The following is a 14,996-nucleotide window of genomic DNA, read 5'->3' on the forward strand; positions in this document are numbered from 1 at the left end:
GTGAATTCGAGGTCATCGAATCACTTTAGCACGAGGAGGCGAAGATGATGTACAGCGGAATTGATCTGCATTCCAACAACAGCGTTGTCGCTGTGATCGACGATAGCGATCGGGTTGTGGCGCAGAAGCGGCTACCCAACGACATCGCGAAGATCACCGGCTTTCTGGCTCGGTGGCAAGACGAATTGGCCGGCGTGGTGGTCGAGTCGACCTACAACTGGTATTGGTTGGTCGACGGATTGCAGGATGCTGGCCACCATGTGCATCTCGCCAACACGGCGGCGATCAAGCAGTACGAAGGACTGAAGCACAGCGGCGACGAGGCCGATGCGCAGCACTTGGCGCATCTGCTGCGGCTGGGCATCCTGCCGACGGGAACGATCCTGCCGCGGGAGCAACGGGCGGCGCGCGATCTGGCGCGCAAGCGCATGCAGCTGGTGCAGTCATGCACGACACATGTCCTGGCGGTTGAAAATATCATGGCCAGACAGCTCGGTGGGCGGATCACCAGCAATCAGATCAAGCGGCTGACCGACGATGCAATCGACAGCCTGCCACTGGCGGCAGATGTAGGCTTGGCAATCAAGGCCAACGTTGCCGTTATCGCGACAGTGCAATCACAGATCGAGGTTCTGGAGAAGCGCCTGCAAGAACGCGTCGAGCCCCGACCACAATACGGCTTGTTGACCAGCGTGCCGGGTATCGGCCAGACGCTCGCGACCGTCATTGTTCTGGAGACCGGTCCGATCGATCGGTTTGCCGACGTCGGCAACTTTGCGTCCTACGCGCGCTGCGTCGACAGCGTGCTCACCAGCAATCGCAAGAAGAAAGGCGAAGGCAACGTCAAAAACGGCAACAAGTATCTCGCCTGGGCCTTCGTCGAGGCGGCGAACTTCGCCAGGCGCTTTTGCCCCGAGGCCAAGCGCTTCCATGAACGCAAGAAAGCCAAGACCAACAACATCGTCGCTACCAAGGCGTTGGCACACAAGTTGGCGCGCGCCTGTTACCACATCCTGAAGGAGGGCAAGCCGTTCGACGTAACGCGCTGCTTTGCCTGAAAAGGACGACGGCGATCCGGCGAGCCACGTACGGTGACTGGGGCTGCAACCAGCTGCACTGAATTGGACGCCGGATCGCCGTCACCAGCCGCGGTGACAGCGGATCGCCCGCAGCGTAAGCCATCCGGAGATTGGCGCCGGCCTGCCGGCAACCACGGTTCTGTGAAATTCTTTTGGATGCGAGGCGGCACCAACGTTCTTCTGGGGCGGCCATGCCGCCAGGGCGCAGGCCTCACTCAGGCCGAAGCTTGATCCTGATGGGTGTCTGGCGCGATCCGTGATGCGGACGCAGCCATCAACCGAAGAAACGGGCGCGGTTCGAACACAGTAGCTGGAAGCGATCAACGAAAGATTTTGGCAGCTCGCGCTGCCAAAAAAAATGCGCTCGGCATCTTGACGACCGGCCGGCTAATGGGTGTCACCGTAATGCGGTCGGCTCTGCCGGCGGCCGCGTTGCTGCGAGCAAAGCTGTTGAACCTGCCGCAGAGGTCAAAAGCCCACGGCGACCCGACATCCGGACAAACCTGTCCCAGACCGTAAGCAGCGCGAAATCGATCTGCTGCTGCACCAGCCCGGCGACCTCATGCCGCAACACCCGAAAACGGCCTCTTCCGGCGGGTTTCTGAGGCCGCCACTCATTTGAATACTTATATGTATCCAAATTCATCGAATTGGATACATATAAGTATACGGTTTATGCGTAGTCGGATACATATAAGTATCCAAAATTGGACCTCCGTAGACGAATGAGTTGACAAATGAGCGTCAAAACCATCGTTCAGCAGCAATACCGCAACATCGTCGACAGTGCTGCCGCAAACGTTGCCGGTCTGAAAGCGCCGCCGGAAGGTTGGCTGCGCACGGTCCGCAGCGCGCTCGGCATGTCGGGGGACGACGTCGCAAAGAAAATGGGCGTCACCCGCGGACGCGTCACCAAGGCAGAACATGCCGAACTGACGGGCGGCATCACCTTGAAATCAATGCAAGCGACAGCAGAGGCGATGGGGTGCCGCTTTGTCTACGCGATCGTTCCGGCCTCAGGACATGTCGAGGATATCATTGCTGCCCAAGCGCGAAAAAAGGCCACGGCAATCGTCGGCACAGCCAGCCAGCACATGGCCCTCGAAGACCAGAAGCTGCCGGACGACAAGATTGCCGGGGAAGTCGAACGTCTCACCCGTGAGATCGCGCAGGAAATGCCTCCGAATTTCTGGAGCGATCAATGATCGGGGATATCGAATATCCCGAGGGAGCGACACCGCTCGACCCGAACGAGCTTGGCGGGCTGAAGCATAAACACATCACAACGCAAGGCGAACTCGATCAATTGGAACAGGCCAACATCGAGTCCGGCTTGCGTTGGCTTGGTCGCCAGCGGGCTCACGTTCTGACCGACGACTTCGCCATCACCTTGCACAAGCGCTTGTTCGGCGACGTCTGGGACTGGGCGGGCACGTTCCGAAAGACTGGAAAGAACATCGGTATCGATCCCATCCATATCCCCGTAGAGCTTCGAACCCTCATGGGTGACGCCAGGCTCTGGGCTGACAACAAAACCTACTCGCCTTCTGAAGCCGCAATTCGATTGCACCATCGCCTCGTGAAGATTCACCCGTTTCCCAATGGTAACGGCAGGCACGCCCGTATCATGGCGGATGCTGTCTTGGACCGCGTCTACAAGGCAAAGCCAATCGATTGGGCAGGCGGACACGATCTTCAAAAGATGAATGAGCGGCGCACCGCTTACATCGCGGCTCTCAAGGCTGCGGACCAGGATGACATTGGTCCTTTGATAAAGTTCGTTGGTCCGAGCGGTGATCTCTAAAGCGCGATGTGATCATGACCAGCCTCGACCGAAATCGGTCACGGAATATGAGCAATCTTAGTCCTCGATACAAAGCTGAATAACGTTCTCCTTAGAAATCGTCATCTGGATCACTTGCGTCGGAGACATCGGAATCAAATTCAACTCCGCCTCCACCACCGCCACGCGTACTGGGCAATCTCACGAGCTTTAAGGCTTGCAGCAGTTCACTTCCATATGTCCTTTCCATTCGGAGGACGAAATCTCGTTCGACGTCATGAGCAAACGAAATAAGGCCGGCTAGCTTCGCCTGCTCGTGGATATTTAATCTGTCATCCGCATAGTGCTTTAGGGCCGCCCTTATCTTTCGCTTCCGTTCCCGACCGAGGGAAACCTTTCCGTCATTCGTTAAGGTTAGGCCCGTGACAAAGCGCTTATACTTCTTCGTCGCGAGGATCGTTTTCGACTCATTGAGTGTTAGATTGGGGAATTTGATTTCCTTGATGGTCCGCCGAAGAATCTTTTCGACCTGGTTCAAATAACCTGTTCGTTTCGCTGAGAACGCTAAGTCGTCAGCGTAGCGAGTATAGGTCACCTGATCCGATGCTACTGCATTCGCGATCTTTTCGTCGAACTCATTCATGAGAACGTTGGATAGACATGGCGATGAGGGGGCGCCGATAGCAAGACTAAGACGACCTTGTCTCGACCATCTATGAAAGAAGATGTTCGAGCTAATCCAGATATCGCGGGCCTCCAACATCAATCCCTCGCGCTCGCAATAGACGGTCCAGTCGCGAGCGCCGATCGAAGGAAAGAAATTCGCAAAATCAAACTTCAAAATTGGCCCATTCAGAGCATGAGCGAGCGCATTGTGCTTGATTGAGGTTCCGGCCCGGTAAGCTGTCGCTGACTGATGAACAGGTAACTTCGATAAAAATTCCTCCGTCAGGATTCTTTGAAGAACTTTTAGTTCGCGAGCCGGCTGCGAGATAGTCCGGTTTCCGCCGCGCCGTTTAGGTATTCTATAGCTCTTGTAGCGCAGCGGAGCATTAGAGACGATCCGAATGATGTCTGGCTCACTTAGTCCCGTTCCGGCGACCAACAATGGGAGAAGCTTGCTCACAAACCAGCTCCCTGACTAAAATATTCCGATATTGCCTTAAATCGCTGAGCATCATGCACTTTCCAATGCTCGCGGATTAGGAGTCTACGACGTCGCTTGTTTCTTTCTTCGGCGGTGACTTTGACATGGATCGTTGCCGCATCAATATTTGTAGCTCTCGCCACAAAATAATCACTCGATCCTTTCGAGACCTCTTTCAGCCATCCGACTGCCTCAGCGCAAAGAAGATAGCGATAGATGTCCTGCTGGCTCACGTCACAGACGTTGAGAATTTTTAGGAGGGAAAGTATTTCATCTGCTTTCAGCGCTCCATATTCTTGGACGAGCCCAACGATCAACTTGATCACGTGGCCGGACCGACGAGCATCGAATGTGGTTGGCTCGCGCGGCCGCGCTAATCTGTCCGTTAAGGGGGGTACTAATAGGCCTTTTAGCGCCTCCATGCTGACGTCGCTTGCGGAGTTGCCTCTCATTCCAACAGACGCATCATCGACAACAAAGATGCTATCTCTACCGTACCTTTTTTCGATCATACGAAGCGGGCCAAGCTTGATGAATGAAAGCTCGTTCCAGTGTTTTTCTCGCACGACCAAAAATAATCGCGATGCGATCTCATTGATCATCGCAAATGCACCCAGCTCAGCCAGGCTTCCTTCGCTCTCGCAAAAGAGGATGATCAGCTCGACAATTTGTGCAAGATCAGTTTCGAAATCGAGAATATTCTCATATTTGTTGAAGAACGAGATTTGCGGCGTGATTTCTTCAGCTTGTATTAGATCGCGCCCTTTGAGCGCCGGATTTTCAAGGATTTTAAGGAATGCGTCCCTTAGCGATAAGGGGACCACATCGGAGAGGTCGGATATCGGCCCACCACCGAGAAAAATGACGTCAGTGGGGGCCTGGACGTGGATCTTGTCCGCGTCCAGGTCTTGAGAGAACGGCAACACCAAAAGCTTACCTTTGAAGCCGCGGAAGATAGTGACTTGATATCGAGCGGAGCGTCCCGAAGGGCGATAGCGAGTTGCTATCTTCCGGGGCAACAAAACTCGACAATAAGATGAGGTCTGGCGAAACGCCCGACCAAGCACGAAAGCATGTGCTCATTCGCGTAAGCGTTGTAACGATAATATGAGTCGCGGGAACTGGTCAATTCAGTGGGCATCTTCCAACGAAAGTATCGATCGTCGGCAAGCCAAATGTCCGACAACGACCGATCGTCGCTCGGCCATTTTTGATACGTGAAGCCTCGCCCGCGTCGTTCTGAACGCGATTGCTGCCTGATTAGCTATCAAGCGGTTGCGAGTAGATCGGCTCAGGAGCAAGTCACGAATCGCTGGTACAGTTGGGTGGGCTCGAACCACCGACCTCCTGTTCCACAGACACCGCGACGACTTCGCCGGTAGTACGCCAATCCCGCCTTTCGTACGAAAATCACAGTATTATCAACGAACAAGCCCGCCGCCTCCCGCCTTACCTGCGCTGCAATTGGCGCTATGGTGGTAGCTATGTGGTAGCTACAGAGGTGATCGATGGCTGTCTCAAATATAACGATCCGCGCAGTGCGAGCACTGAAGCCGGGCGAGACTATTTGGGACGCAGACCACCGCGAAGCGGTGCGGGGCTTTGGCGTTCGGCGTCAACGCGATCAAGCGACCTACGTTCTCAAGTACCGAGTGTTCGGTCGGCAGCGCTTCGTGACCATCGGTCCTCACGGCGCCCCTTGGACACCAGAGCTTGCACGCAAGGAGGCCAAGCGGCTTTTGGGCTTGGTTGCGAATGGCAAAGACCCGGCGGACGAGAAAGCCAAGGCGCGCCTGCAGGCGGCCGACACCCTCCGAGCAATCGCGGATCAATATCTCGCGAACGCCAAACAAAGGCTGAAGCCCCGGACCTATTCGGAGATAGAACGTTACTTGTTGGTCAGTTGGAACCCCCTGCATCCGGTCTCGGTCTTCCAGATCACTCGCCGCCATATCTCGGCTCGTATCGCTGATTTCGCATCAGTTCATGGAGCGGTCTCAGCAGCCCGCGCTCGTACAGCCCTGTCCTCAATGTTCAACTGGGCAATACGCGAGGGCCTTGAGATCGCTGCGAACCCGGTTCTCGGCACTAACCGACCCGCGCAGCCGGGAAGCCGCGAACGGGTCCTCACGGAGACGGAGCTATCAGCCATCTGGCACGCCTGTGGCGATGACGATTACGGACGCATTGTGCGTTTGTTGCTGCTCACAGCACAACGCCGTGACGAAGTGGGCAGCATGCAATGGGCCGAACTTGACACCTTTTCGGGGTTCTGGACGCTGCCAAGCGCCCGAACCAAGAACCGTCGCGAGCATTCTCTACCATTGGTTCCCGCCGCCTTAGCCGTACTACCGCACCGCCGAAACGGCCGAGACTTCCTTTTTGGTGACGGGCCCCGACGTAGCGGTGACCCGCATCGTGGTTTCTCGGGCTGGTCCAAGTCAAAGACGGCAATTGATGCACGGATCGCGGAAGCCCTGGGCGAACCCCTGCCCCACTGGACAGTTCACGATCTTCGGAGATCGGCGTCCACGCTGATGGCCGATCGGCTTGGCGTGTTGCCACACATCGTGGAGGCTATCCTAAACCACGTCAGCGGCCATCGGGCTGGCGTTGCCGGGGTATATAACCGCGCTCGGTATGCAACCGAGATGCGCGAGGCACTTCAGCGCTGGGCACAGCACGTTGCAGCCCTGCCAGCGCAAACGCGGGGAAAGGTTGCAGCGTGGTAGCCGGCTCCGGCCCTTCTTTGAGGCAGCTGCCTGACCGTCCGGATCGTGCGGCACCGCCCTTGAGGTGTCGCCTGCGGCCTCAGCGCAGGCGTTGGGCTTACGTCCCAGCTCGGCTCCGCATTCCTCCTACGCAGTTTGGGACACGGCCGTGCTGGTTTTAAATGTGCTGGCCTTCCTCATCATCGGGCTGGAACTCGGGCCGATCATTGCCGCCAGGAGCAGACATGGCGTGACGGGCCGCTTTGCGCCACTAGCGATCGTTCAATAGCGCAGTCCTCCGCGACCATCCCGAATTGCGGGATCATATCGCTAGTCAGTTTTCGTACAGGAATGTGTTGGACGAAATATCGGCGAGGGGAGGTCGATCATATCAAGCGGCCATCATCGGCGCGAACGCTGAGCGAATTGATTGATCGATCTGGGAAGACGACTGTTTCCAACGATTTTGAATGCCGAGCACGGTGCTTTCTAAACGACGCCAGCCGGCAAAGTCGACGTCGCTTTCTGCGCCGCCGCACATCCGGGAGAGCTGGACACGACTAGGTAATCGACCTTTTCCGCCAAAACCTGCGCGATCAGTTGGGGCATGCGACCCATGTTGCCTTCGGCTGTCCGGAAGACGACGGCCATCGTGCCACCGTCCTTGTAGCCCGCATCCGACAGCCCATCGAAAAACGCTTGGTTGGTCACCGCCATCTTCGGGTAACCTTGTGCACTAGGCCAACGGAACAGATGGACAAGCTGCTGCCCGGGCAATTTCGAATCCCTGACCCGTGCTAACCGCGCGGAACGAGCAAGGGGCGTAAGGATTCGTCCCGGCAGGAGCGAATTCGATGCTGATGTTTAAGGAACGGAGGCCGGCGATTCGGACGCTGCGCGGTTGGGCGATCTGTGTGCTGCAGGAAGCCACTTGAACGTCAGTAAGTTTGACCGGCAACAACTTCGGATTTGCAATCTGGAAATCATTGGTGATTTGCGCGATCAACCTATTCCTCTGATCCGAGCTCATGTCGATCCGGAGTACCCGACAGGATCGCGCCTGCGCGACTGGTGACTTCTCCCGAGGCCGCTTGGACAAAGTAAGATCGGCCAATACCGAAGTGCGTGGCCCTAAAGGTCTTAAGACGTTCGCCGAGCAGGACGTCCATCGCAATCGGAAGGTACCAGAACTGAGTCTTGTCCTCTGAATCCTGATAGGCGGTTACACCGAGAATGACGGTGCCGGCACTGGATTTCGGCACCGCTCTCGCTGTGGAAGTTTGCAAGCAAAGCGCCGTAAGAGCGGCAAATACGCAATAATGGAAGCCAGAGTGCCTGCTCATGTTTTCTCCCATGAAAAGATTTGCTTCAAGCAACTGAAAGAATGTCACAAGGTAAGCACAACTCAAAGTTAATTTCTACCTGTGCATGTGATGCGTGAGCGCATCACCCTGCAAGAAGTGCAGCAGCGGTGACAACCGCGGGGCCTGATCCGCGGTAGATCCTTTGTGTGGATCGGAAAGATGCGATCGCCGACCTGTGACAAGGTGACGATTCGGTCGTCATGCCAACGGCCCACGTTATCTCTTCGGTTTTGCGCGGCCGCAAGATGCAGCCGTTCGGTTGTCTGGCGTGTGATTTCGATCGTGTCCATCTAGGCAGACGACATGAAAATATCGTCTTTCTCCTCGGAGGTGACACCTGAGTTGATGAGGAGTCGCTCGAATTCGATCTTGGCGAACTTCTTGCCGTGAACATGCGCGCTAGAGTCAGCCATTGCGCCTACCAGACGCCCGCGCTCCTGCTCCAGCGCATTTGGAATTGCCATCAGTAAGATTCTGTATTGGCGGTCAATTTTCATCGCCTCCGCAATTGGTACGAAGATGCAGGCGCTGTTCGCGAGCTAGCCGTTCGGTAAGAACTGCCGCGCCTTCCCGGGCAAGGATCTCTGGCACATGCGTTCGCTCCTGGCGCGGGTGCTGCAGCTTCTGGAAAGTCGATCATTCCGATATCTTCGAACGCACGCATCTGATTGCTGCCGGCTAGACCGACATGCGCAAGGGCATGCAGGGCTTGTCATTGTTGGTGCAGGAAGCCTTGGTGGCGATCCGTTCGTCGGAGATGTCTTCGTGTTCCGCGGACGCCGCGGTTCGCTGATTGGGGCCTTGTGGCACGATGGCGATCTGCACGATACGATCGAGGTCAGCGCAATAGATTTTAGGCTGGTTTGTTCGCTCGGCTTTCGATGTCCGCACAGGTTTGTCTTCCTCGAGCAGAGTGGCCGGACCAAATGTCACGCCAGTCATCATGCCGCCTCCTTCGCCTGATCGAAGAGATCTTGGACAACATTAGATGGGACTAGCTGTGATGCGGCGATGTGCGGCCGTCCGCGGCGGCGCGACGCACGAGCTTGGGGACTTCAACCGCGACTTGCCGAGCACAAAAAGAACGCTACGCGCACGCACTCCAGTGCTTGGAAAGCGGCAGACTCAGAGAAAAGCTATTAGTCTGACCCGTGGATTAGTCTTGGCATTGACACTGAGAACGCGGGCCGTACCGAACGCATCTTCGCGTAAACATTCGGCTGCACTCGCTCCAATGTTGTTAACAAGCAGTGCTGTCGTGACACTCGCAAGGAGCCTCACAGCAGCGCTTCGCTTGGTTGTGCCCCGGATCACTAGCCTCCCCGAGCATCGTGCAACGGGCCACTGCTCTTGCGACCTTCGCAATAATTGGCTCGTTAAATGCTGCGTCTTCCCGGGCATCGTACTCAGGTGGTTGCAAACTTGCCCGCCGCGGGGCTTAAATCCGCTGCGCGAGCACGACTTAGGAGGCATTGCCTGGATCGGAAGAGGAACAGATCTCCGCATGAGCGGTCGTTCCGGCAAGCGCGTGTAGGAACTTGTCTCGTCAGGCGGCAAAGCGTAGCGCTTTCGAGTAGCGCGCGTCCTTTCTTCGTGATGGGCCATCCTTCGTTTACGCGCTCAACAAGGCGCTGAGAAAAGATGTCGAGGTTCGGCACACGAGTGGCCACTCTCTTGGTGCGGTCGGCCTCATCGCGACCGCTCGTCGCCAAAACCGCCTTATCGCGCCGCTTCAGCTCTGCCATGGGCGCGCGAAACCGTCAGGGTAGCTCACCAAAACCCTCAAAACGATGACCTGGAAGTTAACCTGCGTGACGCCGACCGCCACATAATGTGGCGTTTGGCGAAGCGCTTCGAAGCCAACAGCCTTGAGGCGTTCGCGCGTCCTCTCGCCTCTGCTGGCGGCCTCCATCAGTTTTCGACGCGATATGTGCGCGCGTGCCGGTATCGTTCGGACAAACGGTCTGGCAGATCTCCGAAAAGCCGGTGGTATCGGCACCCCAGAAAATGTGATCCCCAGCTCAAAGATATCACAATATGACCGATGCCACCCTTGAATTCAATCGGATTGCCGAGCAGGAATCCAGACAGCCCGGTCGCATCACGCGGGCGCCAGCAGTGCCCTGCAAGCCGTTCCCTTCTTGATCGTGTCTCTAGCACGTGCTTGCTACGCAGGGGAGTGGCGCTCAAGCTGACAGTTCTGTCCTTGTAACTTGGTTGTCGGCGCGGTTCGTGTGGGAGATAGGTGCAGTAGGCGAATTCTGCGTTCTGGCGACAGTTTTCGACGGATTTGAGCAGAACCTCATGCGACATTTGCCACAATTCGGATTGGCAGGAATGATGTCATTTGAGCGAGCATCTTGGAAACGGTTGCCTAGACGGGCGGGCCTCTCACACGCACAGGCACTCTTCTGTTGCCGCTGTGCGCATCCTATCGTTTGCGGCCCGCTTCTAAGGATTGAGGCTCACGATGCTGACCCGAGGCGTTTGCTTTCACCGAAGCTTAGAGCTGTCGACTCGGGGTGCGCCTGATTACAGGCCCAGCAACAGCTCCGCGATCTGCACCGCGTTCAGAGCCGCGCCCTTGAGCAGCTGATCGGCCGCCACGAACATCGAGATCGAATGCCCTGAGGGATCGCTGAAATCCTTGCGGATCCGGCCGACCAGGACGTTGTCCTGACCGGAGGCATCGATCGGCATCGGGAAGTAGTTGTTCGCGCGGTCGTCGACGACCCTTACGCCGGGTGCCTGCGCCATGATGGTGCGGACCTGGTCCTCGCTGATCGGCTTTTCGCATTCGAAGGTGATGGCCTCGCAATGGGCGCGCAGCACCGGCACGCGCACGCAGGTGACGCCGATCGCGATCTTGTCATCCTCGAAGATCTTGTGGGTCTCCTTGATGACCTTGGTCTCCTCATCATTATAGCCGGTCTCGGGATCGATCGCGGTGTTGTGGTTGAAGAGGTTGAAGGCATAGGGGTGCGGCATCACCTTGGGCGTATAGACCTGCCCGTTGAGATTGGCGCGGGTGGACTCGACAAGCTCATCCATTGCCGCGGCGCCGGCGCCGCTGGCGGCCTGGTAGGTCGAGATGATCAAGCGCTTGATGCGGTTGTTCTGGTGGATCGGCCAGAGCGGCACCAGCGCGGTGATCGCGGCGCAGTTCGGGTTGGCGATGATGCCCTTGTGGTCACGGATGCGCTTCGCGTTGATCTCAGGGATCACCAGCGGCACGTTCGGATCCATGCGGAAGGCGGAGGAGTTGTCGACCACGACGGCGCCGGCCTTGGCCGCGATTGGCGCGTACTGCTTCGAAATGCCGCTGCCGGCAGAGAACAGGGCTATGTCGACGCCGTCGAAAGCGCGCTCGGTCAATTCCTCGATAACGACGTCCTTGCCCCGGAACGATATCGTCTTGCCGGCCGAGCGGGCGCTCGCCAAGGCCTTGAGCTTGCTAACGCGAAAGCCGCACTTGTCCATGGTGGCGATGAATTCGGCGCCCACCGCACCGGTGACGCCGACAATCGCGACGACGGGATCGTTACTCACATTCTCCTCCATTGCATCAAGATCCAGACAACAAAAAAGCCCCGGACCATCGTGGGCGGGGCTTCGGTAGAGCTGACGCGTTCAGTCGACGACTACGCGCGCACGCCTCCCCGGGCCCAGAAGGCCGTGGTGGTTTTGGTCGTGCGCTTGGTGGTCGCGAACATGGCGGCGACTTATGCAGTACAGTTGCCCCAACAATTGATATTGAAGAGCCACGGATTAATGGTTTGAAGCATTCGAGATCGGACATTCTCAAGTACGCCTTCAGCATTGCCTGAACTCGGCCACCTCCTTTTTAAGGGACAACAAGTTTCTGTTCAGGTCTATCGTAGCCCAACAGAGCACTGGATCAAGGTCTGCGGCGGCGCAACCGGACGAAGACGGTCAGATGTAACGTCGATACTGGTTCCTCGGACCGTGCATTTGAGTTCTTCGAAGGCGCCGTTTGTGCGGGCGAGGCGGACATAACCACGTGAGTAGTGCTCGATGTGAGTAGCCGACTGATGATTTCGAGCTACAAAACCGCGCATGTAAAACGGGCAGCGGCATCCCCTGAATACAACTAGTGACGAGACACCCAGCAAAGAAGGGCCGCAGGGCGTCGCATCGCTTGTTGTGGGCTAGGCTTTCCTTGTGACTTGCGTGTCGCAATCGCCTAAATGATCCTAGACGTTCCGCTGGTCGCGAGTGCTTCGAAGGCGCTTACATAGCCCCGATCGTGCATCTTCGATTAACATCTTTCTTCATGTCTCTTCCTGCGGCTGCACTTTGGGAGCTCCAGGAGACTTTTCCTGCGAAATCGAACAAGACCCGCTGCAACAAACCTTCTCGCCCCTGTAGGTGGCCAAGGTTTGGAGCAACTTCGGCATATAATGCTCTTTCGCACCGTCCGGCACTTTCGGATCGTCTAGCCATGTCATTGCCCGCTCGATCAGCTCGATCGCGCGTTGCTTGTCACCACTCTCGTAGTAATACTGAGCGACCACCCCATAAGAATAGAAGTCGAGGCCGTTGGCTTGCCCAGGATTGAGGATATGTTCCGACACATCCCTGCCGATCGCAAAGCGCTCCGCACGCGGAAGGTAGGCCCTATCGTGATCCGGATCGAAGAGTTGCCTCATCACGATATTCAGCCCCCACACAGCCTCTGAGTGTTTGTCAATCGCATCTCGAACCAGTTGGCGTAAGACCTGGAACCCGGTCGCCGTGTCGCGCATTTTGTGAAGCAACAGATCCGCATGAATCTCGCGGAACTCGAGATTGTCCGGCATCGTGGCAATGCTCTCTTCGACCGCTGAGAGCGCTGCCGGCCAATCCTTTGCTTTTATCGCCGATCGAATTGTCCGGCGGATTGAGTCTTCGCGCGCCACGCGTTGGTTTTCCGCAATCCGTTTCGCTTCGGCGGCTTTAGCTTGATCGCTGCTGCGCCAAGTGCCGTTGATAATTTTCGGCAAGACGTCGTCGATTTGGATCGCATTATCAATAAAGGCAATGTGGCCGTCGCGGTCGACGACGAACGATGTCGGAATCGTAAGAGAAGAGCTGGCATCCATCCAAAGCTTGTTCATTTCGCCTGTACTGTCGAACCCGATTCGATAGTTCAGATTTGAGAACTTTTCAGTCAACCATGCGTCCAACTTGGTGCGAGCCTCATCCGCCGTTGGTGCTTTTTCATTAGCTGCGACTCCGACGACCTCAACCCCTTCGTCTTTGTATTTTGCTTGCAGCTCTATCAGATGAGGCATCGCCTCCACACATGGGCCGCACCAACTTGCCCAAAATTCGACGATGTACACTTTCCCTGACTGGAAGTTCGTGAGGGGCTCGCCACGCAGCCAGTTTTCGACTTTGAGCGAAGGAGCCGGGGACTTAATGCATAGCGCCATGATACTCTCCAAAGTTACCGACCTTGTCGGTTCACCTTAGTTAGCAATCACCGTGCCAGGCTGTCCGCACGCACTAAGCACATGACAAAGCTTTGAAAAACATCCACACGCCCAGTAAGGTCCCCTGTAGGTAACCTGACATGTTTGCGTCGGCGTCGGATTTCGGGCACGCATCGCGTCCTTCGTGCCGCAGATCGTCATGCGAATGCGCATCCGTGAGCCGCGCTGCGCCAGTAGGGAGGCGCGTGAGAAACCGGATGGTGCCCGCTGACCGACAAATTTCAAGCGTCCGGACGTGGGGTCGCAAGAGACAACAGCGGTCAGCATCGGACACGGCACCAGCTTTCCGAACCGAGCACAAAGCTGCCTTCGGCGCGGTCCAGATGACCGCGGAAGCCGATGACCTCGTGCGCGAGCTGCTCCGTCGGAATCGCAGGCGCGAAAACCGGTGCGAGCCCTGCTTGAACATAGGAAGCCAACTCTACCTGGCCTGGCGCAGTTACTCCCGTCGCCGTGTTGGTCTTCGCGCATTCCGGTTTCGACCAGTCGCGGGGGAGACTAAAGGAACAGGAGGGCTCAACAGGATAGGGCGGAGATTGGAGATGGTACTGACCGCCTCGGGGCCAGCTCCGCACATCCGCTGCACGATGGTGTGGCCAGGACAACTTGCGGCTCTTCCTTCGCATTGGTGTTGGCAATAGCGCTGAGGCAAATCCGCGCCCGATTTGAGTGTTTGGTACCTGACGCAGGGAAGAAACTCACAGGATACGTGAACCGCGCTCGTGAAAAACGCTCAACGATGACACGTAACCAGGAATGCCTGGCTTATAATGAGGCCGGACGCTGAGAATGTTGAATTCGAACCCGCAGCACATTGGGTCCACGACCCGTAAACGGGCATCGTGGAGGCGGTCTGCCCGGTTGAAATTCACCCCACATCTCTCGAGAACGCGTGGTGCAGGCTGCGCGAGCCTGCAGAGTGATGGTATCGCCGGGCCGCGCCCTTGTTGTAACTCCAGGACTGGCCGGCATTGATGGTCCTCGGCGTTCTCATCCAGTAGTCGGTCGGGTGCAGGCGAACATCAGTAAGATGTGGATCGACGGCGGCGCAACGAGCCCGCCATACGGGGTTTTCCTCGCGTAAGCTTCGTCGAAATAGAGCGGGTGATCTTCGCCGGACTGAGCGGCAGTAGAGCTGGATCTTCCAGTGTCAGCTTGTAAGGGATCGTCGTGCGCGGCTCATCAAGAACGTGATGCGAGATGCAGGAGTCGCAACCCTCGCCGCGTCGCCGAAAGGTCTGCGCCACAGCTTCGGCGTCACGGCATTCCAGGCAAAAGTACCGCCTCATCTTGTGCAGCGATGGCTCGGGCATGCGTCGCTGCGGACCACTAGACGACCGATTCCGTGAACTTGGCAGTCATGGAACGGGACGTTTGTTTGTGGATTCCTCGTTTGGGATTGACTGAACGAGGAGTT

General features: G+C 56.9%; 13 protein-coding genes and 2 pseudogenes. 5 read left to right on the top strand and 10 right to left on the bottom strand.

Going from position 1 to position 14,996, the window contains the following annotated elements; all coding sequences use genetic code 11:
- Positions 1 to 47: 47 nt before the first annotated feature.
- The 3 genes from FXV83_RS26385 (at position 48) to FXV83_RS26395 (ending at position 2,883) form a co-directional block, all read left to right on the top strand.
- On the top strand, positions 48 to 1,058 hold the full coding sequence (locus tag FXV83_RS26385; RefSeq protein WP_235940189.1) for an IS110 family RNA-guided transposase: 1,011 nt from the start codon (positions 48 to 50) through the stop codon (positions 1,056 to 1,058).
- 758 nt (positions 1,059 to 1,816) lie between these two features.
- Positions 1,817 to 2,284, top strand: coding sequence for a mobile mystery protein A (locus tag FXV83_RS26390; RefSeq protein ID WP_148742513.1), 468 nt, complete (start codon positions 1,817 to 1,819; stop codon positions 2,282 to 2,284).
- The gene (locus FXV83_RS26395) at positions 2,281 to 2,883 is read left to right on the top strand and encodes a mobile mystery protein B (RefSeq protein ID WP_148742514.1); all 603 of its coding nucleotides are present in this window, start codon (positions 2,281 to 2,283) and stop codon (positions 2,881 to 2,883) included. Before FXV83_RS26390 ends, FXV83_RS26395 begins: the two co-directional genes overlap by 4 nt.
- Before the next feature lie 91 nt (positions 2,884 to 2,974).
- Here the strand turns inward: FXV83_RS26395 and FXV83_RS26400 are convergent, their stop codons facing one another.
- Both FXV83_RS26400 and FXV83_RS26405 read right to left on the bottom strand, forming a co-directional pair.
- A complete protein-coding gene (locus tag FXV83_RS26400; RefSeq protein WP_148742515.1) occupies positions 2,975 to 3,988 on the bottom strand; it encodes a retron St85 family RNA-directed DNA polymerase in 1,014 nt (337 codons plus the stop codon).
- Positions 3,985 to 5,028, bottom strand: coding sequence for a retron St85 family effector protein (locus FXV83_RS26405; protein ID WP_148742516.1), 1,044 nt, complete (start codon positions 5,026 to 5,028; stop codon positions 3,985 to 3,987). The genes FXV83_RS26400 and FXV83_RS26405 overlap by 4 nt, the downstream gene beginning before the upstream one ends.
- 489 nt (positions 5,029 to 5,517) lie before the next feature.
- Between FXV83_RS26405 and FXV83_RS26410 the strand changes: the two genes are divergently transcribed.
- A complete protein-coding gene (locus FXV83_RS26410; protein ID WP_148742517.1) occupies positions 5,518 to 6,741 on the top strand; it encodes a tyrosine-type recombinase/integrase in 1,224 nt (407 codons plus the stop codon).
- A gap of 468 nt (positions 6,742 to 7,209) precedes the next feature.
- On the opposite strand, the gene FXV83_RS26415 is transcribed toward FXV83_RS26410, so the two are convergent.
- The 8 genes and pseudogenes from FXV83_RS26415 to FXV83_RS44290 form a co-directional block, all read right to left on the bottom strand.
- A complete protein-coding gene (locus FXV83_RS26415; RefSeq protein WP_148742518.1) occupies positions 7,210 to 7,437 on the bottom strand; it encodes an ABC transporter substrate binding protein in 228 nt (75 codons plus the stop codon).
- 290 nt (positions 7,438 to 7,727) lie between these two features.
- Positions 7,728 to 8,111, bottom strand: a complete 384-nt coding sequence (locus FXV83_RS43555; RefSeq protein WP_148742519.1) for a hypothetical protein — start codon at positions 8,109 to 8,111, stop codon at positions 7,728 to 7,730.
- A gap of 263 nt (positions 8,112 to 8,374) precedes the next feature.
- Positions 8,375 to 8,581 (bottom strand): hypothetical protein, encoded by a 207-nt coding sequence (locus FXV83_RS43075; RefSeq protein WP_187436171.1) that lies wholly within the window; start codon positions 8,579 to 8,581, stop codon positions 8,375 to 8,377.
- Between the two features lie 181 nt (positions 8,582 to 8,762).
- A complete protein-coding gene (locus FXV83_RS26425; protein ID WP_148742520.1) occupies positions 8,763 to 9,029 on the bottom strand; it encodes a hypothetical protein in 267 nt (88 codons plus the stop codon).
- Between the two features lie 623 nt (positions 9,030 to 9,652).
- A pseudogene (locus FXV83_RS44285) lies at positions 9,653 to 9,912 on the bottom strand (hypothetical protein); the annotation flags it as partial.
- A 704-nt stretch (positions 9,913 to 10,616) separates the two neighbouring features.
- Entirely contained in the window at positions 10,617 to 11,645 is a 1,029-nt protein-coding gene (locus tag FXV83_RS26440; protein ID WP_148742521.1) for an aspartate-semialdehyde dehydrogenase, read from the bottom strand.
- A 731-nt stretch (positions 11,646 to 12,376) separates the two neighbouring features.
- Positions 12,377 to 13,519 (bottom strand): TlpA disulfide reductase family protein, encoded by a 1,143-nt coding sequence (locus tag FXV83_RS26445; protein WP_148742522.1) that lies wholly within the window; start codon positions 13,517 to 13,519, stop codon positions 12,377 to 12,379.
- A gap of 1,050 nt (positions 13,520 to 14,569) precedes the next feature.
- Positions 14,570 to 14,653 (bottom strand): annotated as a pseudogene (locus FXV83_RS44290) (hypothetical protein); the annotation flags it as partial.
- A 119-nt stretch (positions 14,654 to 14,772) separates the two neighbouring features.
- Here FXV83_RS44290 and FXV83_RS45500 point away from each other — a divergent pair.
- Entirely contained in the window at positions 14,773 to 14,928 is a 156-nt protein-coding gene (locus FXV83_RS45500; protein WP_430648951.1) for a tyrosine-type recombinase/integrase, read from the top strand.
- Positions 14,929 to 14,996: the final 68 nt, after the last annotated feature.

Origin of the sequence: Bradyrhizobium hipponense (assembly GCF_008123965.1) — a bacterium.
Lineage (GTDB): Bacteria > Pseudomonadota > Alphaproteobacteria > Rhizobiales > Xanthobacteraceae > Bradyrhizobium > Bradyrhizobium hipponense.

Excerpts from the sequence above, each read along its gene's own strand:
- FXV83_RS26415 (WP_148742518.1), bottom strand. The coding sequence starts at position 7,437 with ATGGCGGTGACCAACCAAGCGTTTTTCGATGGGCTGTCGGATGCGGGC.
- FXV83_RS26445 (WP_148742522.1), bottom strand. The coding sequence starts at position 13,519 with ATGGCGCTATGCATTAAGTCCCCGGCTCCTTCGCTCAAAGTCGAAAAC.
- FXV83_RS43075 (WP_187436171.1), bottom strand. The coding sequence starts at position 8,581 with ATGAAAATTGACCGCCAATACAGAATCTTACTGATGGCAATTCCAAAT.
- FXV83_RS26385 (WP_235940189.1), top strand. The coding sequence starts at position 48 with ATGTACAGCGGAATTGATCTGCATTCCAACAACAGCGTTGTCGCTGTG.
- FXV83_RS45500 (WP_430648951.1), top strand. The coding sequence starts at position 14,773 with ATGCGAGATGCAGGAGTCGCAACCCTCGCCGCGTCGCCGAAAGGTCTG.
- FXV83_RS26410 (WP_148742517.1), top strand. The coding sequence starts at position 5,518 with ATGGCTGTCTCAAATATAACGATCCGCGCAGTGCGAGCACTGAAGCCG.
- FXV83_RS26395 (WP_148742514.1), top strand. The coding sequence starts at position 2,281 with ATGATCGGGGATATCGAATATCCCGAGGGAGCGACACCGCTCGACCCG.
- FXV83_RS26440 (WP_148742521.1), bottom strand. The coding sequence starts at position 11,645 with ATGGAGGAGAATGTGAGTAACGATCCCGTCGTCGCGATTGTCGGCGTC.
- FXV83_RS26425 (WP_148742520.1), bottom strand. The coding sequence starts at position 9,029 with ATGATGACTGGCGTGACATTTGGTCCGGCCACTCTGCTCGAGGAAGAC.
- FXV83_RS26390 (WP_148742513.1), top strand. The coding sequence starts at position 1,817 with ATGAGCGTCAAAACCATCGTTCAGCAGCAATACCGCAACATCGTCGAC.